This window comes from Butyrivibrio sp. AD3002 (assembly GCF_000420905.1).
Lineage (GTDB): Bacteria > Bacillota > Clostridia > Lachnospirales > Lachnospiraceae > Butyrivibrio.
Window position 1 is genome coordinate 133162 of sequence record NZ_ATVV01000002.1, and the last position, 25323, is coordinate 158484.

Annotated in this window: 24 protein-coding genes; 1 reads left to right on the forward strand and 23 read right to left on the reverse strand. The window is 44.8% G+C overall.

All coding sequences use genetic code 11. The annotated features are described in order from the left end of the window. Positions 1-81 precede the first annotated feature (81 nt). From G596_RS0102990 to mtaB, 10 genes are all read right to left on the reverse strand, one after another. On the reverse strand, positions 82-1314 hold the full coding sequence (locus tag G596_RS0102990) for an ATP-binding protein (RefSeq protein ID WP_022760352.1): 1233 nt from the start codon (positions 1312-1314) through the stop codon (positions 82-84). Positions 1315-1440: 126 nt separating this feature from the next. Continuing rightward, complete coding sequence (locus G596_RS23400; protein WP_022760353.1) at positions 1441-3168, reverse strand: BspA family leucine-rich repeat surface protein; 1728 nt, start codon at positions 3166-3168, stop codon at positions 1441-1443. An 869-nt stretch (positions 3169-4037) separates the two neighbouring features. Further along, positions 4038-5291 (reverse strand): peptidase U32 family protein, encoded by a 1254-nt coding sequence (locus G596_RS0103000; RefSeq protein ID WP_022760354.1) that lies wholly within the window; start codon positions 5289-5291, stop codon positions 4038-4040. Between the two features lie 8 nt (positions 5292-5299). After that, complete coding sequence (locus G596_RS0103005) at positions 5300-5941, reverse strand: O-methyltransferase (RefSeq protein WP_022760355.1); 642 nt, start codon at positions 5939-5941, stop codon at positions 5300-5302. Further along, the gene (locus tag G596_RS20660; RefSeq protein WP_022760356.1) at positions 5931-6329 is read right to left on the reverse strand and encodes an endolytic transglycosylase MltG; all 399 of its coding nucleotides are present in this window, start codon (positions 6327-6329) and stop codon (positions 5931-5933) included. The genes G596_RS0103005 and G596_RS20660 overlap by 11 nt, the downstream gene beginning before the upstream one ends. An 18-nt stretch (positions 6330-6347) precedes the next feature. Beyond that, complete coding sequence (locus tag G596_RS0103015) at positions 6348-8030, reverse strand: ribonuclease J (RefSeq protein WP_022760357.1); 1683 nt, start codon at positions 8028-8030, stop codon at positions 6348-6350. Between the two features lie 120 nt (positions 8031-8150). Further along, on the reverse strand, positions 8151-8411 hold the full coding sequence (locus tag G596_RS0103020) for a DUF1292 domain-containing protein (protein WP_022760358.1): 261 nt from the start codon (positions 8409-8411) through the stop codon (positions 8151-8153). Positions 8412-8414: 3 nt separating this feature from the next. Continuing rightward, positions 8415-8849 carry a Holliday junction resolvase RuvX gene (gene ruvX, locus G596_RS0103025; protein WP_022760359.1) on the reverse strand — a complete coding sequence of 145 codons (435 nt, stop codon included), beginning with the start codon at positions 8847-8849 and terminating at the stop codon, positions 8415-8417. Further along, on the reverse strand, positions 8849-9124 hold the full coding sequence (locus G596_RS0103030) for an IreB family regulatory phosphoprotein (protein ID WP_026498337.1): 276 nt from the start codon (positions 9122-9124) through the stop codon (positions 8849-8851). Before G596_RS0103030 ends, ruvX begins: the two co-directional genes overlap by 1 nt. Positions 9125-9207: 83 nt before the next feature. Beyond that, complete coding sequence (mtaB, locus tag G596_RS0103035) at positions 9208-10557, reverse strand: tRNA (N(6)-L-threonylcarbamoyladenosine(37)-C(2))-methylthiotransferase MtaB (RefSeq protein WP_022760361.1); 1350 nt, start codon at positions 10555-10557, stop codon at positions 9208-9210. An 89-nt stretch (positions 10558-10646) separates the two neighbouring features. On the opposite strand from mtaB, the gene G596_RS0103040 reads away from it, so the two are divergent. After that, complete coding sequence (locus G596_RS0103040) at positions 10647-10877, forward strand: HPr family phosphocarrier protein (protein ID WP_022760362.1); 231 nt, start codon at positions 10647-10649, stop codon at positions 10875-10877. Between the two features lie 48 nt (positions 10878-10925). Here G596_RS0103040 and thiI read toward each other — a convergent pair whose 3' ends face one another. From thiI to G596_RS0103105, 13 genes are all read right to left on the reverse strand, one after another. Then, positions 10926-12128 carry a tRNA uracil 4-sulfurtransferase ThiI gene (gene thiI / locus G596_RS0103045; RefSeq protein WP_022760363.1) on the reverse strand — a complete coding sequence of 401 codons (1203 nt, stop codon included), beginning with the start codon at positions 12126-12128 and terminating at the stop codon, positions 10926-10928. A gap of 3 nt (positions 12129-12131) precedes the next feature. Continuing rightward, a complete protein-coding gene (locus G596_RS0103050; RefSeq protein ID WP_026671167.1) occupies positions 12132-13340 on the reverse strand; it encodes a cysteine desulfurase family protein in 1209 nt (402 codons plus the stop codon). Positions 13341-13413: 73 nt separating this feature from the next. Continuing rightward, positions 13414-14172, reverse strand: a complete 759-nt coding sequence (locus G596_RS0103055) for an RsmE family RNA methyltransferase (RefSeq protein WP_022760365.1) — start codon at positions 14170-14172, stop codon at positions 13414-13416. A 7-nt stretch (positions 14173-14179) separates the two neighbouring features. Beyond that, complete coding sequence (locus tag G596_RS0103060; protein WP_022760366.1) at positions 14180-15241, reverse strand: 50S ribosomal protein L11 methyltransferase; 1062 nt, start codon at positions 15239-15241, stop codon at positions 14180-14182. A 100-nt stretch (positions 15242-15341) separates the two neighbouring features. Further along, entirely contained in the window at positions 15342-16520 is a 1179-nt protein-coding gene (gene dnaJ, locus G596_RS0103065) for a molecular chaperone DnaJ (RefSeq protein ID WP_022760367.1), read from the reverse strand. A 94-nt stretch (positions 16521-16614) separates the two neighbouring features. Next, positions 16615-18495 carry a molecular chaperone DnaK gene (gene dnaK / locus G596_RS0103070; RefSeq protein ID WP_022760368.1) on the reverse strand — a complete coding sequence of 627 codons (1881 nt, stop codon included), beginning with the start codon at positions 18493-18495 and terminating at the stop codon, positions 16615-16617. A 111-nt stretch (positions 18496-18606) separates the two neighbouring features. Then, positions 18607-19287: a nucleotide exchange factor GrpE gene (gene grpE / locus G596_RS0103075; RefSeq protein WP_022760369.1), complete on the reverse strand. Its 681-nt coding sequence runs from the start codon at positions 19285-19287 to the stop codon at positions 18607-18609. 19 nt (positions 19288-19306) lie between these two features. Next, on the reverse strand, positions 19307-20338 hold the full coding sequence (gene hrcA, locus G596_RS0103080; protein ID WP_022760370.1) for a heat-inducible transcriptional repressor HrcA: 1032 nt from the start codon (positions 20336-20338) through the stop codon (positions 19307-19309). A 202-nt stretch (positions 20339-20540) separates the two neighbouring features. Continuing rightward, positions 20541-21194, reverse strand: coding sequence for a DUF6465 family protein (locus G596_RS25155; RefSeq protein ID WP_022760371.1), 654 nt, complete (start codon positions 21192-21194; stop codon positions 20541-20543). A 90-nt stretch (positions 21195-21284) separates the two neighbouring features. Beyond that, complete coding sequence (locus tag G596_RS0103090) at positions 21285-22529, reverse strand: pyridoxal phosphate-dependent aminotransferase (RefSeq protein ID WP_081646625.1); 1245 nt, start codon at positions 22527-22529, stop codon at positions 21285-21287. A gap of 24 nt (positions 22530-22553) precedes the next feature. Continuing rightward, the gene (locus G596_RS0103095) at positions 22554-23507 is read right to left on the reverse strand and encodes a hypothetical protein (RefSeq protein ID WP_022760373.1); all 954 of its coding nucleotides are present in this window, start codon (positions 23505-23507) and stop codon (positions 22554-22556) included. Beyond that, a complete protein-coding gene (locus G596_RS0103100) occupies positions 23497-24552 on the reverse strand; it encodes a glycosyltransferase family 2 protein (protein WP_022760374.1) in 1056 nt (351 codons plus the stop codon). The genes G596_RS0103095 and G596_RS0103100 overlap by 11 nt, the downstream gene beginning before the upstream one ends. After that, positions 24549-25316 (reverse strand): DUF5672 family protein, encoded by a 768-nt coding sequence (locus G596_RS0103105; RefSeq protein WP_022760375.1) that lies wholly within the window; start codon positions 25314-25316, stop codon positions 24549-24551. Before G596_RS0103105 ends, G596_RS0103100 begins: the two co-directional genes overlap by 4 nt. Positions 25317-25323 lie beyond the last annotated feature (7 nt).

The window sequence follows — 25323 nt, forward strand, 5'->3', positions numbered from 1 at the left end:
TAATATTCAAGAGTATTTCGCCAATGATTGTACTATATTAGTTTGAATTACACAAATAAAAAGCCCCCACATTTTTCCATATCATATATAACTAATTGGCAGCGCAACAAGATTTTCCCTCAGATACATCTTTTTATCTGTCAGGCAGAGGACTACTCCCAATCCCCTCTTTTTATCAGGAATCTTATCAAGGACGACATTCGCTCCGCCCATGATTGCCTTGGGATTACCGGTCATTTTTATCTCAACAGGATAAAGAACTCCGTTTTCTTCGATAACCAGATCAATCTCATTTTCACGGCTGCTTGTTTTGTCCTTGCCTCTGTAATAAAAAATGCTGAATCTGTAGTCAATGCCCTCATTGGAATACGTCTTTAATATTTCGGAAACAACAAAAGTCTCAAACATATTTCCAGTAACAGCACTGTTCTTCAAGGCATCTGCCGTCAGCCAGCGCGTAAGATAGCAAGCAAGACCTGTATCCCTGAAGTAGATTTTGGGTGTCTTAATCGCTCTCGATAATGCACTTGAAGAATAAGGCTGCAGTAAAAATACAATGCCTGTTCTTTCAAGAATGGAAATCCAGTTTTTAATAGTTGGCTCTGATACTCCCACATCCGAAGCAATATTGGCATAGTTCAGTATCTCCCCGGTCCTGGCCGCAACCGCCGTCAAAAACTTGAAAAAAGTAATACTGTCAGCGGCTATAAGTTCATTGATATCTCTCTCCAGATACGTATCAACATATGAAGAATAGTAGTCCTGCCAATCCCTGTCCACATCGTACAACTCAGGATAAGAGCCCTTATGGATTATCTCCCATATGTCATCGTAATCCGCAAGTTCTTTCTCTCTTTCTTTCAGATATTCATCTGTAGGGACAAAATGCTTGTTAAAATGAACCCCCTTAATCTCACGAAGCGAAAGCCCGGATAATTCCATAACAGAAACTCTGCCGGCCAATGATTCACTCATTCCCTTCATCAGCTCCAGCTTCTGCGAACCCGAAAAAATGAACTGTCCTCTCTCCTCGGATTCATCTATGAGTAGCTTAACATCCTCAAGGATACTGTTTTCTTTTTGCACTTCATCTATAAAAAGCGGTCTGGGATTGTTTAAGAAAAACAGTTTAGGTTCCTCTTTCGCCTGCATCCGGGTCATCTTATCATCAAATGACACCCTGTTATAATCCGCAAACTGATGCTTAAGCAGCGTCGATTTTCCAACCTGCCTTGCTCCGGTGAGCAGCAAACACTTGCTTTCAGAAGCTCTTTTCTTAAGGATACTTGAAATAGCCCGTTCAATATATGCCATAGACGCCTCCCGACTAATCTAAAGTCTGATTTTATTTTAGTCGATGAGTGTTATCAAGTCAACGATGTACAGAAGGCCGATATTATAAAAAGAACTCCGGCATCTCTGTCGAAGTTCTTTTTTGATTTACTTAACTTTTGCGTTGGTTTGTTTTTTGATTTTCTTTATAAGAGTCTTCTTTTCGTTTTTCTTCAGGCCTTTAACCTTAATCACGCAGTTCTTATGCACTTCATCAACCGCCTTGGTTCCAATAGTCAATGAAGGATTGGCCTGTATTGTCATCTTCTTAAGTCTGTAGCAGTGATAGAATGCTTTTTCACCCAATTCTTCTATTGTTGAAGGAATCTTTACTGATTTAAGGTATTTCAAATCCTTAAACGCACCAGTACCTATTCTTGTCACAGTATACTTATCTCCTAAATACTCAACTGTTTTAGGAATTTTAAGTTTTTTAATAGATTTATTCTTGGTCCCCAAAATTGTCACAGTGGTATTACCATTTATATAATATGTAAAATCACCATTCTCAAATTTTTTGCCCACGTAAGGATTTGAAGCATTTTTCACATTTTCATCCTGTAGTGACGGCATATCGGGTATTTCCCATTTTGTCTGAGTATAGCTTATATCATCTGATGTATCTTCTGCTGAATCATCTTGAGCCGAACCAGAAGATCCCGCCTGTGGATTATATCTGACATAGTGATGAGAACCTGTCTGAGGCTCGATTGAATCTATAATTTTACCATCATCAGGCTTGCCATCGTTGTTGTCATCCATGAAAAACTTTCCACCAAGTTCCACCTTGGAAATGGCTCTGCCAAGCATTTTGGGACTCCAGAACTCCTGAAGTGAATCACAGTTTTGAAAGCTCACATAGCTTATTATCCAATTACTAAGATTAACACTTCTTAGGGATGAACATCCATAAAAAGTGAAACCATCCATATTCGCAGTATCAAAATGACTTACATCTATGCTTGTGAGTCGTTCACACGAAGCAAACATTCCACCCGCCCACTTTACTTTTGATGTATTAAATCCACTTACATCAATATCTGTTAGCGATGAGCAAAGCCAAAACATCGCATTCATGTCTTCTACATTAGAAGTATCAAAACGGCTTACATCAAGACTTGTTAATGCTTTACAGTTCTCAAACATGTGCCCCATACTCGTTACATTAGATGTATTAAAGTTCGAGCCCAGCTTTATGCTTTCTAATACATCACAATGTTCAAACATATAAGCCATATTTTCTACGTTAGAAGTATCAAAGCAAGTAATATCTAGATTTTTTACATGACGGCAGTCTTGAAACATACAAATCATATTCTGCACGCTAGATGTATTAAACCCTCTTCCAAAATGGATAGCAGTAGCCTGGCACCCCCTAAACATATAAGTCATATCTGTCGCATTAGATGTATCAAAATTTTCCAAATAAATATTTGTCGCACAAACACCATCAAATGCCCCAGACAAATTTGTGATTTTCGATATATCACAGTCATGAAATTTAGCAGTACCAACCCTTGAATTCGGTACAAAACAATCTGCATAAAATTTTTCGAATGATCCCGTCACATCTACTTCAATAATGTTTGCACGAATTCCTTCAGGAATATCATAAATCAACCCATGAGAGGAAGCATCTATATTCTCTCCCCACACCCATAATTTTCCCTGTGAATCCACCTTATAGTAAGCGTGAGATCTATTGTCATATGTTGCCGGCAACAGATCCCCTGTTGCCGATGCAGACAAGCTAAAGAATCCTCCAAACACTACTATGGCAAAGACCGCAACCATCATGGATAAAGCTAAAATTACCTTTTTTACACTACTTGTCATTTAAAACCTTTCCTTTCTCATAATCATAACAAAAAACGCCGGGCACAAATCAAATGCAAGAACTCAGATCCATCACCGATCCAATATCCTTGCAGCGTTATAATATGCCTGACGTTTAATAGCCATTAAAATATTTAATTATATAAACAACTAAACAGTCACTTACTCTGTTCTGTTCTATCAAAAGCATTGATTTTCGCCCCTCAAATGAAATCATCTTTTGTTAAAGTTCTTCTCAACAATTCAAGATGGTATCACATTTGTTTTTATAAATCAATATTTAATTTATTTTTGTTTATAAGTGTTCATTATGTTATTGTTACTACTTATTACAGGTTTTGTTTTCTATTACATCTTATTACTACTTATTACTACTTTCACTAACCCACACACATTTTTACATCCGACTATTATAGTTAAATTGTACCTCTTCGAGCCCGTTACACGATTTGTAAATGAGAAAGCGTTTATGCCACTTTGGTATACATTTTGAGACCTTTTTGCAGATTATTTCTCCGGAAAAGTAAATAGAATGGCGATTTTCCCGTTTTGGTATCCCTGTTTTGTAAATTCATGGATACCAAAGTCCCTAAAAAGCCTTTTTATTTACAAACACTTCTGTAAAGGTTCTGAAAAGCGCCGAAAAAGTATACCAAAATGGTGAAAACGGCTTTTTATTTACTTTTACTATAGCCTTTGGCCACGCCTAGCTAAAATACTACGGATACAGCCCCACCAACACAAAAACACCGACTAATCTAAATTTAGACTTTAGATTAGTCGGCAACTTTGATTCATATCCAGTTATATTTCTATTTTACTTCTTTTATTACTTCTTCAAAGTTTTCTACTTCCCATATATCAAAATATCAGCAGGAAATATTCTCGCTTGAGCCCGTATGTACTCTCAGGATATCGTACTTCTCAGTCTCCTGATCAAGCTTGATATAAAGTACCTGCTTGGGATGAGGGCAGCTCTCCATCTCATCGCCGTCTTCGTTAATGATGCCGAGGACTTTGGTCTCGATGTCGCGTCCGTCGGGCTTCATGATCTCAATGGTATCGCCCACGCAGAACTTGTTTCTCTGCTCGATTTTAGCAAGACCGCGTTCATTTACCTCACCTACGATACCAAGGTAGGTATACTCATTGACATAAGTATTTGCGTCATAAATCTGAGCATCGTCTGAGGGCTTGCCAAAATAGAAGCCTGTGGTGAACTGTCTGTAGGTACATCTTGAAATCTCATCAAGATACCAGGGCATGTTCTCACGGTATTTCTCCTCGGACTCAAAATAGTCATCAATAGCCTTGCGGTAGGTTCTGGCAACAGTTGCAACGTAAAGAGCAGTCTTCATGCGGCCCTCAATCTTGCAGCTGTCGACACCCGCATCCACAAGCTCCGGAATATGCTCAATCATGCACAGATCCTTGGAATTGAAAATGAAGGAGCCTCTCTCGTTCTCGTATACCGGAAGGTATTCTCCCGGTCTTGTCTCCTCAACCACCGCATATTTCCAGCGGCAGGGATGTGTACACTCGCCGTGGTTGGCATCGCGGCCCGTGAAATAGTTTGATAAAAGGCAGCGACCGGAATAGCTTATACACATTGCGCCGTGGATAAAACTCTCAATCTCAAGATCATCGGGGATATTTTCACGAATCTCCTTGATCTCTTTAAGTGAAAGTTCTCTTGCGGCAACTACTCTCTTTGCACCCTGGTCAGCCCAGAACTTGTATGTCTCGTAGTTTGTGTTATTTGCCTGAGTTGATACATGGATATCAATCTCCGGACAGATTCTTCTTGCCATCATGAACATGCCAGGATCTGCGATGATAAGTGCGTCAGGTCCAAGCTCCTTTAATTCATGAAAATATTCCTCTGCCCCTTTAAGGTCATCGTTGTGCGCAAGGATATTTGCTGTGACATGCACATGTACTCCATGCTCATGGGCAAACTTAATGCCCTCTGCCATATCGTCGTGGCTGAAGTTTTTAGCCTTTGCGCGAAGACCAAAGGAGTTCCCGCCGATGTATACGGCATCAGCTCCGAAAATTACTGCAGTTTTTAATACTTCAAGGCTGCTGGCAGGGATTAGCAGCTCTGGTTTGTGTTTGTTCATATATTACCTCACAGTTTCAGCGACATGGCCATGCCGTCGCCTACGTTCAAAATAACGCTTTGGAGCTCGGGATCGTGCTTGATTGCAAACAGGTACTCCCGCATTCTCTCGTGGATTGTGCGGTTGCGTCTGGTTACGGCGAACCTCGACTCCATCACATCTCCGTCCTGGAGCACGTTGTCGGACAAAAGGAGCCCTCCCTTTACGAGGAGTCTCTTGCAGTCCGGCAAAAAGTTGATATATTGACCCTTTGCGGCGTCCATAAAAATAAAATCATACTGCCCGGAAAGATCCGCTAAAATATCGGCTGCATCCCCCTCAAGCAGTGTGATTTTATGGTTTGTATCATATTTATCGAAGTTCGCATGAGCAACAGGTATGCGCTTTTCAAACTTCTCTATTGTGGTTATCTTTGTATCATCGTCTGAATAGGTCGCCATCAGAAGTGCGGAGAAACCCACCGCACAGCCGACTTCGAGAATATTCTTCGGATGATTCATCTGAAGGAGGAACCTTATAAGGCTCTGGGTATCCTTCCTTATTATCGGCACGTCATCCGCAAGAGATTTTCTCTCAAGCTCATCAAGAAAAGGGGCATTGCCCTGATCAAGCGAATTGATGAAGGTGCTTATTCTCTCATCACTGATCACCTGAATCCTCCTCGCTCTCTGCGATAGAAGATGCACTCATTATCCCTATAATCTCATCCGGCGTCATTGACGGGCTGAGTTCATAGGTACCGGGTGCTATCATTCCGTGATACTCCGAAAATCTCTCCTGAAGCCAAAACAGCTTACTGTTATTGATGATTCCCCTGTTTTCAAGGAGCTCCGCTATCTCTCCCACAGACATGCTGTCCGTTATCGATACCGACACTGTTCTGGTATCATACTTAGAAGCCGGAACCTGATTATAAATATTGTATCCGTATGTATAGGCCTCAGATGCATACTTACTTATCAGCATCACAGCAACTATTACAAGCAGAACCTTGACTAAAGTATCAAGAATTCCAAGTCCTATTCCCCTTGCGTCCATAGTTCCTCTTTTCTGTCATTAGTAGTTAGAATCCATGATAATAGGAAGAATCATGGGTCTTCTCTTTGTCTTCTTCCAGATAAAATCTGATAAAACATCTTTAACTATGTTCTTAAGCTTATTCCAGTCTGTAATATTTCTGTCGAGCGCCTCGGTGACCTCATCAAGCACAAGATCCGTTGCATCCTCGATCAGCTGATCGGACTCTCTAACATATACGAATCCCCTGGATACAATGCTGGGCCCTGATACGAGCTGCGCATTTTCTCTGTCTATTCCGAACACAACAATTACAATACCATCCTCTGCAAGTCTTTGTCTATCACGGAGAACCACATTTCCAACGTCTCCGACACCGAGACCGTCAACAAGAATAGTTCCTACAGGCACTTTTCCAACGACCTTAGCCTTCTCCTCAGTCAGCTCCAGAATATCTCCGGACTTTATTATGAAAATATCATCCTTATCCATTCCGAGGCCCATCGCAATGTTCTTCTGGGCTATCAGATGTTTGTACTCACCGTGAACGGGAATCGCGTACTTAGGATGTACAAGTGTGTAGATAAGCTTTATATCCTCCTGGCAGGCATGTCCGGAAACATGAACATCCTGGAAAATAACATCAGCGCCTCTCACAAGGAGGTCGTTTATGATATTTGTAACCGCCTTCTCATTACCCGGAATCGGATGTGATGAAAAGATGATCGTATCGCCGGGTCTGATGCTTATCTTCTTGTGCTGTCCGCTCGCCATACGGCTAAGGGCAGCCATGGATTCACCCTGGCTTCCCGTTGTGATAATAACTGTCTTGTTATCGGGATAATTGTTAAGCTGATCAATCTCAATCAGCGTATTGTCCGGTATCTTGATGCATTCGAGCTTCTGGGCAATATCGATGATATTGACCATACTTCTGCCCTCGACTACAACCTTCCTGCCGAATTTATAGGCAGTATTTATGATCTGCTGAACACGGTCAACGTTGGATGCAAAGGTTGCGACAATAATTCTCGAATCCGAATGCTCCTCAAAAAGTGAATCGAAGGTCTTACCCACGGTTCTCTCAGACGCCGTAAATCCGGGTCTCTCGGCATTGGTGGAATCACACATAAGTGCAAGAACGCCCTTTTTACCAATCTCCCCAAATCTCTGAAGATCAATGGGATCTCCGAAAACAGGAGTATAATCCACCTTGAAGTCACCGGTGTGAACCACGATTCCTGCAGGTGAATATATAGCAAGTGCAGCCGCATCAACAATCGAATGGTTGGTGCGAATAAACTCAACTCTGAAATCTCCAAGGTTGATGGACTGTCCGAATTTAACAACCTTTCTTCTGACCTTCTTTAAAAGTCCGTGCTCTTCAAGCTTATGCTCAATGATGCCCATTGTCAGCCTTGTGGCGTAAATCGGAACCCCTATCTCTTTAAGTACATAGGGAAGCGCACCGATATGATCCTCATGTCCGTGAGTTATCACAAAGCCCTTAATTTTATCAATGTTGTTCTTAAGATAAGTAATGTCGGGGATTACCAGGTCGATTCCCAGCATATCATCATCGGGGAATGACAAACCGCAATCCACTACAATAATACTGTCCTCATATCTGAAGGCAGTAATGTTCATTCCAATCTGCTCAAGGCCTCCAAGCGGTATAACCTGAAGCCCTGACGCGGATTTATTAGTATTCTTTTTATTCAATCAGTTTTCCTCCAAAATTGTTTCGATGGCCGAAAAGATAATCCCATGATCTGAGCCTGCCGGTCTTTTCCCCAGTCCTGAACTACCGGTATAAAGCGATTCACGGATTAAATCCCCGGATCAATCGAGTCCTATATCATCTTCTTCAAGAAGTTTTCTGAAAACAACAGCAACTGCTTCAAGCTCACTGTCATCATCTACAATTGTATAATTAGCCTCGGTTTCACCCTCAGCTGAATCATCACGAAGTATCAGCGCCTCGCCGTCCCCATCCTCGACATCAGTCACAAGAATGTAGGATTTGGCACCTATCACAGTCTGTTCCAAAACAAAAAAATCCACCGGCTCCTCGCCTTCGGGACGAAATGTTATTTTTTCCATTTATTACTCTTTTACCTCTTTATCCCTGTTATCAAGGTAGTCCTGCAAAATGATCTGAGCTGCGATCATATCCACATACTCCTTGCGGTCTGCTTTTTTAATTCCAACCTCGTCCATTATAGCGTCGGCTTCAACAGTAGTAAGCCTCTCATCCCACATGATCACGGGAAGAGATGTGCGTCTCTCGAGCTTCTCCTTAAACTCCAAGGATAAACCTGAGCGCACAGATTCAGACTGATCCATGTGCAAAGGCAACCCCAAAACTATAAGCTCAACCTTGTACTCCTGAATCAGCTCCTCAATTCTAGCCAGTGTTTTACGAAGCTTATTCTCTTCTTTTCTACGGATAATCTCTTTGGCCTGTGCCGTCATCAAAAGCTCATCACTAAGAGCAACGCCCACAGTCCTTGATCCGTAATCCAATCCCATTATTCGCATTATTTTCTGGACCAGTTATTATTCTTTATATACTCCGTGAGCATCTCTTCCACAAGCTCATCACGCTCAACCTTCATAATAAGACTTCTGGCGCCCATATGGCTCGTAATATATGTAGGATCTCCGGACATGATATATCCGACGATCTGGTTTACCGGATTGTACCCCTTCTCCAGAAGCGCCTCATATACAACGGAGAGAACCTTCTTGACCCCTGTCTCAGGATCAACATCTACTTTAAAAAATTGTGTATTTCCAAGATTAGTATCAGACATATAGCTATCCTCACATATTAAAAATTGCGCCTTTTTCTCCATCAATATCGGCACATACTTGATTTTATCATAACGCATAAAGCCTAAATAAGCAATGTATCGTCTCTTAAGAAACTATTAAACGTGTGCTCCGTTATATCTCCGGACTTTATTCCGAGCTCCTCAGCTTTATCCTTCGGCACCGCAATCCTGATGTATCTAGTGGTTAGACCTATCAGATATTCCTTGCCGTCAATGGTTTCAAAGTCCTCCCAGAGCACCTTCTCCGTAGCTCCTATGAAGCTCTCTCTGTAGCGTTTTGACTGCTCTTTCGTCATTGTGAGAAGAACATTACTTCTTGCGGTCTTTTCCCTGTCAGTCAGCTGATCCTCCATCTTGGCAGCCACTGTGCCCTTTCTCGGAGAGTATTTGAACACGTGCATCTCATAAAAATCGATATCCTCTGCGAACTTCCTGCTCTCCTCGAAGGTCTCCTCTGTTTCACCGGGGAATCCCACGATGATATCAGTCGTTATAGCAGGTTTATCATAGACCTTCCTCAAAAGACGTACGCTCTCGGCATATTCCTCAGCGCTGTAGTGTCTGTTCATGCGCTTAAGGGTGTCATTGCTGCCGCTTTGAAGTGAGAGGTGGAAATGCGGACAAACCTTGGGAAGTGCCGCCATACCCTCCGCCATCTCCTCAGTGATAATGCGGGGTTCAAGGGAACTAAGTCTTATTCTGTCGATACCTTCTATATCATTGAGCTTTTGTAAAAGTGAAAGCAGCGCAGATTCTCCCTTATCAAGGCCATAGGAGCTGATATGTATTCCGGTGAGAACTATCTCCCTACAGCCATCTGTCGCAAGCTTTCTTACTTCGCAGAGAATCTCAGCCTCATCCCTGCTCCTGATGCGCCCTCTTGCATAAGGAATTATGCAGTAGCTACAGAACTGGTTACAGCCATCCTGAATCTTGATATAGGCTCTTGTGTGCCCGGGCATGCTTTTTAATTCCATGCGCTCATATTCCTGCGCAGGATCGTTAATCTCAGTCATGCTCTCGCCGCCAAGAAGCTTATCCACCTTAAGACCGGTCTGTTCCTCTTTCTTATCAAAATAGTCCCTTAAAATCCCGACTATTTCTGCCTTCTTATTGTTTCCGACAATAAGATCGATGCTGTCATCGGCCTTCACACCCTCTTTATCAGTCTCAACATAGCATCCGCACGCCACAACCACAGCCTCAGGATTCTTCCTCTTAGCCCTGTGGAGCATCTGTCTGCTCTTATGGTCCGCGATAGAGGTAACAGAACAGGTATTGATGATATACACATCTGCCTTCTCATCAAATGCCACAATATTGTATCCGCTCTCTTGTAACTTTTGCCCCATAACATCTGTCTCATATCGGTTTACTTTACAACCGAGACTGTGTAAGGCGACACTTTTCATATTAAACCTCCGCTAATTTTGACGTATTATATCATTGACTTTTAACGTCCTTCCGTTTATCATGAAGAAAAGAAGGAGGTATTTGCGCAATGAAAACCGTAAAAATTTCTTTAAATTCTATCGATAAGGTTAAGTCTTTTGTAAACGATATTACAAAGTTCGATTATGATTTCGACCTTGTATCCGGTAGATATGTAATTGACGCAAAGTCCATCATGGGTATTTTCTCACTTGATCTTTCCAAGCCGATTGATCTTAACATCCATGCTGAAGACGGCGCCGATGAAGTGCTTTCAATCTTAAAGCCTTACATGATCTAATTTTAAAATCTACTGAAACCTGCGACAGCGTCGCAGGTTTTTTAGATTTCAGGCTTCCAACACAATAATCTCATCCGTATCCAGTGCAGTCTGCACCAGTTCATCAATCTTCTCATCAAGTCTGTGCTCATGAGCCCTGATAACCTCAAGCCTCGGCTTTGTTACGGGATGCTTTGCCACGAAAATTGTACAGCAATCCTCGTAAGGAAGTATCGAAGTCTCATAGGCATCAATTTTCAGTGAAATATCAACAATATCCTGCTTATCAAATGCGATCAAAGGTCTGTATACAGGCATATCCGTTACAACCTCGTTGGTCGCCATAAGGCTCTCCATAGTCTGTGATGCAACCTGTCCGATACTCTCACCGGTTACAAGTCCCATGCACTTATTCTGAGCTGCAATTGTATCTGCAATTCTCATCATATATCTGCGCATGATGATAGTAAGCTCATCGTGCGGACACTGCTTATAGATATACATCTGAATATCGGTAAAGTTGATAACGTGAAGTCTGACTTTCCCCGTAAATCTCGCGATAACCTTAGCAAGGTCAACAACCTTCTGCTTTGCTCTCTCACTTGTATAAGGCGGAGCATTGAAATAAACCGCCTCAATCTCGGCACCGCGCTTTGCGATCATGTAGCCCGCAACAGGAGAATCGATACCGCCTGAAAGAAGAAGGCAAGCCTTACCGCTGGTTCCTATCGGCATTCCGCCGGGACCGGGAATGATCTCGGAGTAGATGTTAACCTTCTCACGGATCTCAACACTTACGAGAATATCGGGCTCTCTGACATCAACCTTCATCTCCGGGAATGCATCAAGTACCTGCGCGCCGATCTCGGCTGCTGCCTCCATAGAATCAAGAGGATAAGTCTTATCCACTCGTCTGCACTTAATCTTGAAGGTCTTGTTTTTATCCGGATAAACTCCGTCAAGGAACTTTATAACCTCAGCTGACAAGCCGTTAATATCGGGAAGCTTTCCGTCTCCGTCCCTCTCAATGCATACAGCGGGACAAATTCCGGTGATTCCGAACACTGTCTGAAGAGCAGCCACGGTCTCATCGAAATCAAAGCCCTTCGCATTTAAGTAAATTCTTCCGGAAACCCTGAAAATGCTGAACTCACCCTCGCACTTTTCAAGAACGCGCTCCATCTGTTTTACCAGCGCCTCCTCGAAGAGGTATCTGTTCTTACCCTTAATTCCTATCTCTGCGTACTTAATTATAAATGCATGGTACTGCATGGTTTATCTCCTTGAAAACTGTCTGAGCATCGGCACTATCTCGGCAAATGCTTTCACTGTGGTATCAATCTCTTCCTTAGTCGTAAGTTCCGACATGCTGATTCTGACGGTGCTTCCGTAGAAATCCTTGGAAATCCCGATAGCCTTTAAGGTACCGGATACTGAAGGGTGACTTGACGAGCAGGCGCTTCCCGCTGATACGTAAATCTCCTTATCCTCCAGGGCATGGAGCAACACCTCTGCCCTCACGCCTTTAACAGACACGCTGATGATATGCGGAGCTGTCTTTCCTATAGCTTCTGTCAGCTCATCTTCTGAAAAATCGTAGATACTCTTTTCCGAAGTATCAAGTCCGTTAATCCTTATATCCTGAAGAGCCCCTGTAAGGCCTGCAATCAGCTGCTTTTTGCGAGCATAGAGAGTCTCTATTTTTTCATCAAAGCCCTCGTAAATCTCCTGCGCTGCTCTGCCAAGTCCGACAATTCCGGGAACGTTCAAAGTGCCCGAGCGCATGCCGCCCTGCTGGCCGCCGCCGTAGCTTATGGGAATAATTCGCACTCCGTCTCTTACATATAAAAAGCCGATGCCCTTGGGACCGTGTATCTTATGACCGCTGACGGACATCATATCTATTCCGAGGTTCTTGGGAATAATCATCTGTTTCCCGTATCCCTGAACGGCGTCCACATGGAATAGAATCTTGGGATTAGCCGCATGAATGATTTTTCCTGCTTCCTCAAGAGGCATCACTGAGCCAAGCTCATTGTTGACCGCCATGATTGAGACAAGGATGGTGTCCTCTCTGATTGCGTTCTTGAGCTCATCAAGGTCTATGACGCCCTTCTCATTGACGCCAAGGTAAGTCACCTCAAAGCCCTGATCCTCAAGATATTTCATGGAGTTCAGAATCGCCGGATGCTCAACGCTTGTGGTGATGAGGTGCTTTCCCTCTCTGTGATGAGCCATCGCTCCGCCGATTATGGCTGTATTATCGGACTCTGTGCCGCCTGAAGTGAAAAGTATTTCCTTCGGCTTCGCCTTGAGAGTCTTTGCAATTTTCTCTGTTGCTTCCTTTACAAATTGTTCTGCCACAACTCCCTTGTGATGCATGCTGGAAGGATTACCGTAATCCTCGGTCATCATTTGGAGAGTCAGCTTTGCCACGTCGTCATAAACGCGCGTAGTGGCGGAATTATCTAAATATATTTCCATTGTTTGCCTTTCATTCCCCTCATCCGTCAGCTTCGCTGACACCTTCTCCCTGGGAGAAGGCATAGCATTGTATTCAAACTTCAAGATTATACATTAACCATGCGAGCATTGTAAAGCCTGCGGTTTCTGTGCGCAAAATACGCTTGCCCATGGTGATGGTCTTAAAACCTGCCTCTCCGGCATAGCTTATCTCTTCATCGGCAAAGCCGCCCTCAGGTCCGACGAATATTCCGATGCTCTGCCCGGGCTCTATCGAATCAATAACTTCCCTGGTGTACTCCATACCCTCTGCCATCTCGTAGGGAAGGAGCTTCACATCAAGACTCTCCGCATATTTAACCGCTTCCTTGAAGGTCATGGGCGCTTTTACCCCGGGTATAACTCCGCGCTTACTTTGCTTCGCCGCGGCTTCCGATATGGCATTCCACCTCTTAATTTTATTCGCTGCACGCTTTTCATCGAGCTTCACAACGCTTCTTTTCATGGAAACCGGAATTATCTCAAAAGCTCCGAGCTCCACGGCCTTCTGGATTATGAGTTCCATCTTGTCCGCCTTGGGAAGTCCCTGGAACAGGTATATCTTTGATGGAAGCTCTGCGCCGGATTCCTTAATGAAGCGCAGTTCCCCGATAAGTTCGGTGTCGGAGATCGATTCAATGCCGAATCTGTATTCCTTCTGATCGGCGGTGTCCTCATCCATCAGGCTTACCGAGAATTCCTCGCCCGGTTTCATCCTAAGGACGTTAACCATGTGGTTGTAGTCATCGCCTGTGATTACTATTCTTTTTTGGTTGTCTATAAGTTGGGTGCTGCTTGCAAAAAAATGGTACATAGGCCCCTCAATTCTTCTTGGAAATTACGCTGACCCACTCGCCCTGCTTGCAGACCTCGATAATATCAAGGCCGGCGTCCTCGTGAGCCTTTCTGATAACATCTTCCTTGGCTTCAATGATTCCGGAGGTAATGTAAATGCCGCCGGTTTTCAGAAGGCCGGGAACGATGGGTGTGAGCGGAACAAGAACGTAGGGAAGGATATTGGCTACGACGATGTCATACTTCTCCTTGCCAACCTCTTCCTGAACCTTCTCATCATCTATAATGTTTCCGATTATAAGGTCAAAATCCTTATCTGCGATGTCATTGTTCTTCTTGTTGTCGTCAACTGCCGGCTCTGAGCAGGGATCAAGGTCTGTTCCGACGCAGTGTCCTGCTCCGAATTTCATCGCAAGAATGGAAAGCACGCCGCTTCCGGTTCCGATGTCGAGCACCTCTGCTCCGGGAGTCATGTATTTCCTAAGAGCCCTTATGCAAAGCTGAGTGGTCTCGTGCATTCCTGTACCAAACGCGGTTCCGGGATCAATATGAAGTGTGATGTTCGCTTTTTTCTTATCCTCCTCGTCGGGAGTCTCCCAGGAAGGAATTACCAGAACGTCATCCACCAGGAACTTATGGAAGTACTGCTTCCAGTTATTGATCCAGTCGATATCCTCAGTTACATCAACGGAAATCGTTCCGTCGCCTATATCGGAAAAGCTTGAAAGCTCATCGAGAACTCCCCTAATCTCCTGCTTTATCTGATCGGGAGTCTTCTTTATTTCAACCTCTTCACCGTTATCATCATACTCGTGGACGGTCAGCATATTGTCGTCGTCGACTTCGAGAAAAAAGTTCAGATATGCAACACCCTCCTCACCCGGAGCTATTACCGCGCAGCTGTCAACACCTGTCTCCTCATCATCCGCATCCTGAAGATCATCCGTAAACATCTGCTCCTTGTCGGCAGCTGTGAGAGGGGCATTATCCTCTATCTGCGCACCTTCAAGACCGATATCCATCATACTGCTGACAATGATATCCTCTGACTCTTCGTTTGTTCTGATTCTAAAACGCATCCACTTCATAGTTTTACTCCGTTTTTCTAATCTATTTTCAGGAAAAGTATATATAAGTACAATAACAGAAATAGCGGGGAGCTTGTACTCCCCGCTCTGTAATTATGTTTTATTTCTTCTTACCGAAAAATCCGCCCTTTTTCTTACCGCCATCATCATTTCCATCCTTATCTCCGGAAATGCTGTCGGCAGCATGCAAGCTGTCTCCGGTCTTCTCATCAAACTGCTTAAGGAGCTCCTTCGCTTCCTTGGAAAGCTTATCCGGAACCTGAACTACAAGAGTAACATAATGGTCACCTCTTACATCCTTGTTCCTGAGTGTCGGAACACCCTTTCCGCGAAGTCTTACTCTCGTATCTGTCTGAGTACCTGCCTTAACATCATAGAGCACCTTACCGTCAACGGTATCAATAGCAACCGTTCCGCCGAGTGCAGCTATTGCATAAGACATAGGAACTGTTGAGAAAATATCATAATCCTGTCTCTGGAAAATAGGATGATCCTGTACGATAACTTCTACAAGAAGATCTCCTCTGGGTCCACCGTTTCTGCCGGGCTCACCCTTTTCACGGATACGAACGCTCTGTCCGTTATCAATACCTGCGGGGATTGAAACCTGAATTCTCTTGTTGCTTGCAACATATCCTGTTCCGCCGCAATCGGTACACTTATCCTTAATTACCTTACCGCTCCCGTTACAGTCGGGACATGTCTGAACATTTCTGACTGTGCCGAAGAAGGACTGCTGTGTGAATACAACCTGACCTTTACCACCGCACTTGGGACACATCTGAGCTGTTGTTCCCGGCTTAGCACCGGTTCCCTTACAGGTCGGGCAGGGATCCTTAAGTCTAAGTTCCAGTTCCTTCTCACATCCGAAAACTGCTTCCTCAAAGGTTATACGAACGCTGGCACGAATATTTGCTCCCTTTGCGGGGCCGCTCCTCGCACCCTGGCTCCTTCTGCCGCCTCCGAAGAAATCTCCGAATATATCACCGAATATATCGCCAAAGTCTGCTCCACCGAAGTCGAATCCGCCATATCCGCCGGCACCGCCCTCAAATGCAGCGTGACCGAACTGATCATACTGACGTCTCTTCTCAGGATCGCTCAAAACCGCATACGCCTCGGATGCCTCCTTGAACTTGTCTGCTGCAGCTGCATCTCCGGGGTTCATATCCGGATGGTACTTCTTTGCAAGCACACGGTATGCTTTTTTTATTTCATCATCACTGGCTCCCTTGCTAACTCCAAGGACCTCGTAATAATCGCGCTTCTGATCTGCCATGTGTCTCTCCTAATTTACGCTAATTGCCCAATACATCTTATCTGATGTATTGGGCATTAGCAATATTTATATTATTAAAGTTTTATAAAACGGATTAAACCTCTCTGTAGTCGCCGTCAACTACGTCGTCTGCATTACCTGCATCTGAGCTCTGAGCTGAGCCGCCCATGCCGCTCATGTCAGGGCCTGCACCCTGAGCACCTGCTGCGCCCTGAGCACTCTCATAAACCTTAGCGAAGAGAGCCTGAGCATCAGTCATGAGTTTCTCCTTCTGGCTCTTGATTGTGTCGATCTCGCTGTCTGTAAGCTCACGATCCTTAGTCTGCTCAAGAGTATCCTTGAGAGCCTTGAGGTCATCCTCTACAGTCTGCTTCTGAGAAGGATCGATCTTGTCGCCAACTTCCTGGATAGCCTTCTCTGTCTGGAATACGAAGGAATCAGCTTCGTTTCTAGCGTCAATGCCTTCCTTACGCTTCTTATCCTGAGCTTCGTACTCAGCAGCTTCCTTGATAGCCTTATCGATATCTTCGTCAGACATGTTGGAGCCAGCTGTGATTGTGATGTGCTGCTCTTTACCTGTTCCAAGATCCTTAGCGGATACGTTAACGATACCGTTTGCATCGATATCAAATGTAACCTCGATCTGCGGAACACCTCTCATTGCCGGAGGGATTCCATCAAGACGGAACTGTCCGAGTGACTTGTTGTCCTTAGCGAACTGTCTCTCACCCTGAAGAACGTTGATATCAACGGCTGTCTGGTTATCAGCTGCAGTTGAGAATACCTGGCTCTTCTTTGTAGGAATAGTTGTGTTACGCTCGATAAGTCTTGTAGCAACACCACCCATTGTCTCGATTGAAAGTGAAAGAGGTGTTACATCAAGAAGAAGGATATCGCCTGCACCTGTATCGCCTGCAAGCTTACCACCCTGGATACCTGCACCTACTGCTACGCACTCATCGGGATTAAGGTTCTTTGAAGGCTCATGTCCTGTGAGCTGCTTAACCTTCTCAACTACGCAGGGAACACGTGTTGAACCACCTACAAGGAGAACTTTTCCAAGGTCTGAATAGTTAAGGCCTGCATCCTTCATAGCGTTCTGTACCGGAATAGCACTTCTCTCTACGAGGTCGTGGATAAGCTCCTCGAACTTAGCTCTTGTGAGATCCATATCAAAGTGCTTGGGGCCTTCTGCTGTAGCTGTAATGAAAGGAAGGTTGATGTTGGTTGTTGTAGAAGAAGAAAGTTCCTTCTTAGCCTTCTCAGCTGCTTCCTTAAGTCTCTGCATAGCCATCTTATCGCTTGAAAGGTCTACGCCTTCCTTAGCCTTGAACTCAGATACCATCCAGTCAATGATCTTCTGGTCAAAGTCGTCACCACCGAGGTGTGTGTCACCGTTTGTTGAAAGAACTTCGATAACACCGTCACCTATATCGATGATTGATACGTCGAAGGTACCACCACCAAGGTCGTATACCATGATCTTCTGCTCTTTTTCGTTATCAAGACCGTAAGCAAGAGCTGCTGCTGTAGGCTCGTTGATAATACGCTTTACTTCAAGACCTGCAATCTTACCTGCATCCTTTGTAGCCTGACGCTGTGCGTCATTGAAGTATGCGGGAACTGTGATTACTGCCTCTGTTACTTTTTCGCCGAGATACTGTTCTGCGTCTGCCTTCAGCTTCTGAAGGATCATAGCTGAAATCTGCTGAGGAGAATACTTCTTGCCGTCGATTGTGCGGCCGTTGTCTGTACCCATATCTCTCTTGATTGATGAGATTGTGTTCTCAGCGTTTGTTACTGCCTGACGCTTAGCGGGCTCACCTACGAGACGCTCGCCATTCTTTGTGAAAGCTACAATTGAAGGTGTTGTTCTTGCACCCTCAGCGTTAGCGATAACGGTGGGCTGACCACCTTCCATAACAGCTACGCAGCTGTTGGTTGTTCCTAAATCGATACCTATGATCTTACTCATTTTATTTTCCTCCGTTTAATTTCAAGACCCCTCATCCGGCACTTCGTGCCACCTTCTCCCAAGGGAGAAGGCTTATTTGAGGTGGCATTTCTTGTAAAATTGTTCTATATATTACTTCGCAACGGCAACCATGCTGTGTCTGAGCACTGTGTCGTGATACATATAACCCTTCTGAAGCTCCTGTGCCACGAATCCTTCCTCGACATCTTCGCTCTCAACCTGCATTACAGCGTTGTGGAAATTAGGATCAAATTCCTTTCCAACGGCTTCGATGGGAGTTACACCAAGATCCTCAATCTGCTTCATAAGCTGCTTGTATATCATATTCATTCCGTCTGCAAAAGCGGAATTCTTCTCTTCTTCAGGGACAGCAGCAAGTCCTCTTTCGAAGTTATCTACAACAGGGAGAATTTTCTCAAGTACACTGGATGCTCCCTGGTTGAACATCTGCGCCTTTTCTCTGTCGGTTCTTGTTCTGAAGTTCTCAAACTCAGCAAGCTGGCGCATGTATTTATCCTGCATCTCTTCGAACTTTTCTTTGTAAGGGTTCTTCTTTTCTTTTTTACCGAAAAGACCTTTCTTCTCACCCTCGGCGTTTTCAGTGTTCTCGGCACCTTCTACGTTCTCAGCGGCCTCTGCTACAGCTTCGGCAGCCTCTTCCTCTGCGGCCTCGGCAACCTTGTTTGCTGCATCAGCTACCTTTTTAGCCTTCTCGGCAACTTCCTGCTGAAGTTCCTTTGCAGTTTTCTTACCGGACACTGTATTTGTATCCTTCTTAACTTCCTTACTCACTTAAATACTCCTTATGGTTCTATTCTTTTTTATATAAATCATCCAGAGCTCTCATCATATTCTTAAGTGCTCCGACAACTTTGTCGTAATCCATTCGCTTAGGTCCGATAACTCCTACCGTTCCTCTCATGCCCTCTCCGAGATCGTAGGTCGCTGTTACAACGCTGCAATCCTTCATGGACTGAACCGGAGACTCATTACCGATGTAAACCTGTATACCTGTCTCCTCTGAGGAGGACTGAAGCGCATTCTCAACGATACTTGTAAGATCGCTCTTATCCTCAAAAGTGGTTATGAGGTCACTTGCTCTCTCCTTATCAGCAAGCTCGGGATATCTGAAAATGTTGTTCGCACCGCTGGTGTAAATCTGAAGGTCCTCATCCTCCGTAATGGCATCTCCGGCTGTATCGAGTATCTTGTCGATTATCTCGCTGTGGATACCCGCCTCCTGCTTCATCGCAGTTATAAGTCCGAGGTTAATGTCCTCTATGGAAAGTCCTGCAAGTCTGGTATTAAGCAGGATATTGAGCTTAAGCATATCCGCTTCGGAAAGCTCCTGCTCCACCTCAACCATTCGGTTCTTAATTACGTTTCCTTCTATTACTATAGTGGTAAGAATGTGTTCCTCATCCACTCTGGAAAGCTGTACGAATTTCAGCTTATTCCTTCTGATCATGGGTGCTGAGATCATTGAAGCGTAGTTGGTATCAACCGCCAGGGTCTTAGCAACCTGCTTAAGGAGCTTCTCAAGCTTCTCTTCTTTATCAAGAAGCATCTCCTTCATGTTCTCAACTTCCTGTTCCTTCTCAGCGAGCATCTCATCTACATAAACTCTGTAGCCCTGATCTGACGGAATACGTCCCGCGGAAGTATGAGGCTGCAATATAAGTCCCATCTCCTCAAGATCCGCCATCTCGTTTCTGATGGTAGCCGAACTGAGATTAAGATCCGTGTACTTGGAAATCGTCCTACTGCCCACTGGCTCGCCTGTCTCGAGGTAATTGCGAACAATTGCATGCAGTATTTTCTTTTTTCTGTCATCCAGTTGCATCACAAACCTCCTTTTTGATGTGTTAGCACTCAACGTCATTGAGTGCTAACATCTTCTGAGAATAAATTACCACTATAAATTATTAATGTCAATAAAAAACCCCAAGGATTTCTCCCTGGGGACGAATAATCTACATATATGTGATAAAGTCCCGGCCTGCAGCAAGCAAGCTTGCCAGGCCGGGACCTTCCATCCTTGTTTATCACATCCCAAAATCAGCATGAACCTCGCCGTTAACAACGAAGTATACTCTTTCCTCTTCGGGCTTTACATAAAGCTCAAGAGTCTTGATCTCGGAAACTTTTCTTCCCATATCATACTGCCATACATTCTTGGCATTCTCGATAAAGGTGTCATATGTAACGCTCTTATCAGCATACTGAAGAACGATATTTGTCTTTGTTGCAGGAGCCTTTGCAGCTGTTGTCTTCTTTGCTGCGGGCTTCTTAGCTGCTGTAGCCTTCTTTGCTGCAGGCTTCTTAGCTGCGGGCTTAGCTGCTGCCTTAGTCTCAGTCTTCTTGGCTGCTGCCTTGGTTGCTGTAGCCTTTTTAGCAGGTGCTGCCTTCTTTGCTGCAGGCTTCTTTGCTGCGGGCTTCTTCTCTTCCTTCTTATCAGCTGCCTTGGTCTCAGTCTTCTTAGCTGCTGTCTTAGTTGCTGTAGCCTTCTTTGCTGCGGGCTTCTTAGCTGCTGCCTTCTTTGCTGCGGGCTTCTTAGCTGCTGTAGCCTTCTTCTCCTCAGCCTTAGGTGCCTCTGCCTCAGCAGGCTTTACTTCATCCTTCTTTTCTGCAGCAATTACCGGTTTCTTGATAGTCGCAATCGGCTTTAAAGCTGCTTCTCTCAACTTGTCTTCAGCCATATCTCCCTCTCTTTCCGTAAGGAACGCGTGTTATGCGTTTTTGCAAATTTATCATTACGTTTTTGAGTTTAGTACATATTCTAAAAAAAGTCAACATTTATGCGCTTTTAGACCAGATTCTATTCTTGAAAGCGCCTTTTTAAGCACTTCCATGGAGGACGCAAACGAAATTCTCACGAATCCTGGGGCAAAATAAGCACTTCCGGGCATCATTGCAACACCATATTTTTCCAACAAATATTCGCATAATCGTGTATCGTCATCTATAATTCCGTAACCCTCGTATTCTTTTCCGAGAAAAGCACGGATATCGAAGAACGCATAGAAGGCTCCCTGGATCTCATGGCAGATGACACCGGGTATCTCACGCAGTTTTTCCTGAACAAAGTCTCTGCGCTTCTCAAACTCTGATCTCATGAGCTCGACAGAATCCTGGGGCCCACAAAGCGCCTCAACCGCCGCATACTGAGAAATGCTGGGAGGTGTGGTCGTTGTCTGGCTCTGCACCTTCACCGCTGCGCCAATGACATCGGCTCTGCCGCAGACGTATCCAAGTCTCCAGCCTGTCATGGAGTATGTCTTGGAAAAACCGTTAACCACGATAGTTCTGTCCTTCATCCCCTCAAACGCTGAAATGCTTTTGTGGCGATTCTCACCGTATATTATTTTTTCATAGATTTCATCGGAAATAACAAAGATATCCCTGCTGATCGCAAGGTCAGAGAGCCCCTTCAGCTCATCCTCGCCGTAAACCTTGCCGGTGGGATTGTCCGGGGTACATATTATAACAGCCTTGGTGTGCTCATTTATCGCACTCTCAATGGCTTCAAGATCAAGAGAAAAATCGTCCTTCCTCTTCACAAGAACGGGCTTTGCGCCTGCAAGAGCTACCATATCGGGATAGCTGACATAGCACGGAATGGGGATTATGACCTCATCACCCTCGCCCGCAGCAGCGCACAGCGCACCAAACAGCGCCTGCTTCGCACCGACGGTCACTGCCACCTCATTCATCTCATAGGTGACGCCGTTGTCCTTTTTCATCTTCTCGATTATCGCCTCCCGAAGCGATGCGATACCGTTTCCGGTGGTGTATTTGGTGAAATTCTCATTGATTGCCCGTATTCCCGCTTCTTTGATATTGTCCGGCGTGGGGAAATCGGGCTCGCCCACATTGAGAGAAACTATGTCCTCTCCCTTCCGCCTAAGCTCCTCCACCTTTCCGAAGAGAGCCGTGGTCGGGGACATTTTTACCGCCGCCATTCTCGTAGATAATGTTGTGCTCATACTTTTTTCATACTCCTCATCCGTCAGCTTCGCTGACACCTTCTCCATAAATGGAGAAGGCATAACTACTTGTTACTTTATAAGCATCCTTCTAATTTTATGGTACGCCTTCCTGATGAACCTTCCCACCGTAATATCCAGCTTATGATACAGCCTTGAAAAAGCTGTAATGGGTGGCATTACCAGATAATCATACTCTCCTATATGCTTAAGAAGGTACTCCGGATAACTTCCGTCGACCTCCGTACGCTCAAATCTCGCATCCCTTCCGAAGATGTCCCTGCCGAGCACCAGATTATCCATGGTCTCAGCCAGAATCTCGCGGTCGTTGTATTCCTGATGCGCAGCCGCTTTTACCTTGACGCCTATCCTCTCGACGGGATTGGTCTCGTGCCTTCCGCCCATGTAGCCGAAGTGCCAGCCGCCGTCAGCGACTCTGACAGACCTTTTATCGCAGGGTGACACCAGATCGCGTAGCCTTACGATTCCCTCGCGCGGAATATTATCTATGGAAGTAATCTTTGTTCCAAGCCACTTCCTGTCGCTCTCCGCAACCTCCGGGAACTCTCCGGTAATCGAGAGCAGCTTTCCTGACTTTTCTTCCATATTGAGGAACACATAAAAATTCCTCTGCGCCAGGTGGTAGACCTTCGTCTTATCAAAATTCTCTATGATTTTCGTAAGAACCTTGGGATTTGGAATCTCATCCACATCACCGAACAGGATTATGTCGTCGCTCGTCGCGCCGACTTTCTTCAGCCCCTCTATCAGACGGTTTTTCTGAAAATAATCCCTCTCGTGGGTCAACGCATCCACCGGCGAATCAGTGACCACCACATACTCTATGCGGTCAAGATAATCCTTGAAAAGATCTCTGTTCTTTTCAAAGCAAAGCTCCTTCTCTTCACCTGAGAAGGTCATTGTTGACTCTTCTATAATGAACTTATCCACGTATGGGCTAAGGATTTCTAACCTAAGCCTCAGGATGTCCACTTCATTAAAAAATGGAATGCAATCATATACCATTTTTTCTGATCCTCGCTTTAATCCGGGATTTCAGGCGCGTCTTCCTGCTAAGAAGCATCAGCCGCAAAACCGGCATACCCGCCACCTGATACCTGTAAACATACGCATCCTCCTCGGATGCCCAGGACGGAAGCTTGCCCTTCCCATACTCTTTATAAAAATCGGACCCCATCATCTCCTTCATCTTCCGCTTGATCTCGGAAAAAGGAAGGTCCGAATAGATAAGCTTTTTCATGCCTATCGTGCAGGTCAGGGTCTTGCGCTCGTTTATAACCTCAGTAAAACCACCCTTTGCCCACTTTTTCGCATAATCGTCCAAAACCTCGAAGGCCTTCTCCTGGTTCTCCATAAAGTTTTCATGATAACCGCCCGTAAGCCCCTCTTCGTTTATTCTGTAAAAATACAGTATCCTGTCGAGATATGCAATGCTTTTTGCTTTATCAATTATTTCAGCGGTCTGCAGAAGGTCCTCTCCGTAATTGAGCTTCCTGTTCACCGTCTCCTCGATGCGGCCCGCAAGCTCTTTTCCTATGCACTTGTTCCACATGGCATTTAGCATATCACCGGAGCACATTATTTCATAGAACTTCTTCTTGCCGTCGCCCGAATAAATCTTGCCCTCTTTAAAGGGAAAAGGAAACATCTTCGACTCCGGAGTGCTCATCTCGGCCGCGTTATACAGGATTATCTCAGGCCTCTTACCTTTTCTTTCATATTTAGAAGCCGCTTTCTGAAGCTCAGTGAATATCCCCGGAGCCACGGCGTCATCAGCATCCATGAAAACAAGATAATCTCCCGAAGCTCTCTTTATTCCCTCCTGCCTCGCATCGTAGGCGGACGCGGGTCCCATATGCACCGTCTTTACAAATGGAAAACGGTTTGCAAGTTCGCCGCATATATAGCCACTTCTGTCTGTGGAGCCGTTTTCAATAAGAAGAACCTCGATACTGTTCTCCATCCCCTCAGCGGCCTTTACTATAGAAGACGTCGCTTCACTTATGTACTTTTCAGCATTGTGAACAGGCACTATTACCGAAAACTTCATGTTATATTGTGCTCCCTCTTCCACTTTTCACTTCTTCTCCAGAACAGCAAGGGCCTTACGGCCATCTTGAATCTCTTCGCAGGGCTGTAGAAATGCGGATATCCCTCATTTTCTCCCCACCATTTATGAAAAACGAAAGGCTCCACTCCCTTGTTCTCGGGAAGCGGATGTTCTCTTCCAAACTTTACCGCGCTATCTAAATCAGCCCACTTAAGGCCGTCCTTTTCCATCTGATTTTTGCAGTGACAACAAAGGAAAATATCCTCGTTGTAAAAGCCGTCATATACCTTAACCCAGGGAAGGTCGTGCTCCTTAGGATAATCAAGAAGTCTCTTCGACCTTATGGATACGCTGTTTCCGACTCTGCAGATGTTGCCCTCGCTGTCCCTGTAGGCATAGTCATTCTTCGGAAGAGGCCAGGGAGAGCCTATATAATCGTAGTTAAGAAAGCTCTCGTCCCAGTTTTCCGGATGTATCACAAAGCCGTCCGCATGCACAATAAGAACAAAGTCCGTCTTAATGTGATCGCGAAGTTCATATACCATTTTGTAATTGAATTTGTCGATGTCATCGAGCTTTGATGTGTAGCTGAAGCGTATGTCCTTTGGAAGATAAAACGGCTTTTTATCCGTAATCAGGACCGCGTCGCCGAATTCGATATCGCGCATGCTGTACTTCATCGCCTGCACGGTCTCATATACATCTACACTTGTCATCGCTGCAATCGTGACTCTCGGAAGCTGCAGCTTCTTTGTATTATTCATATATCCT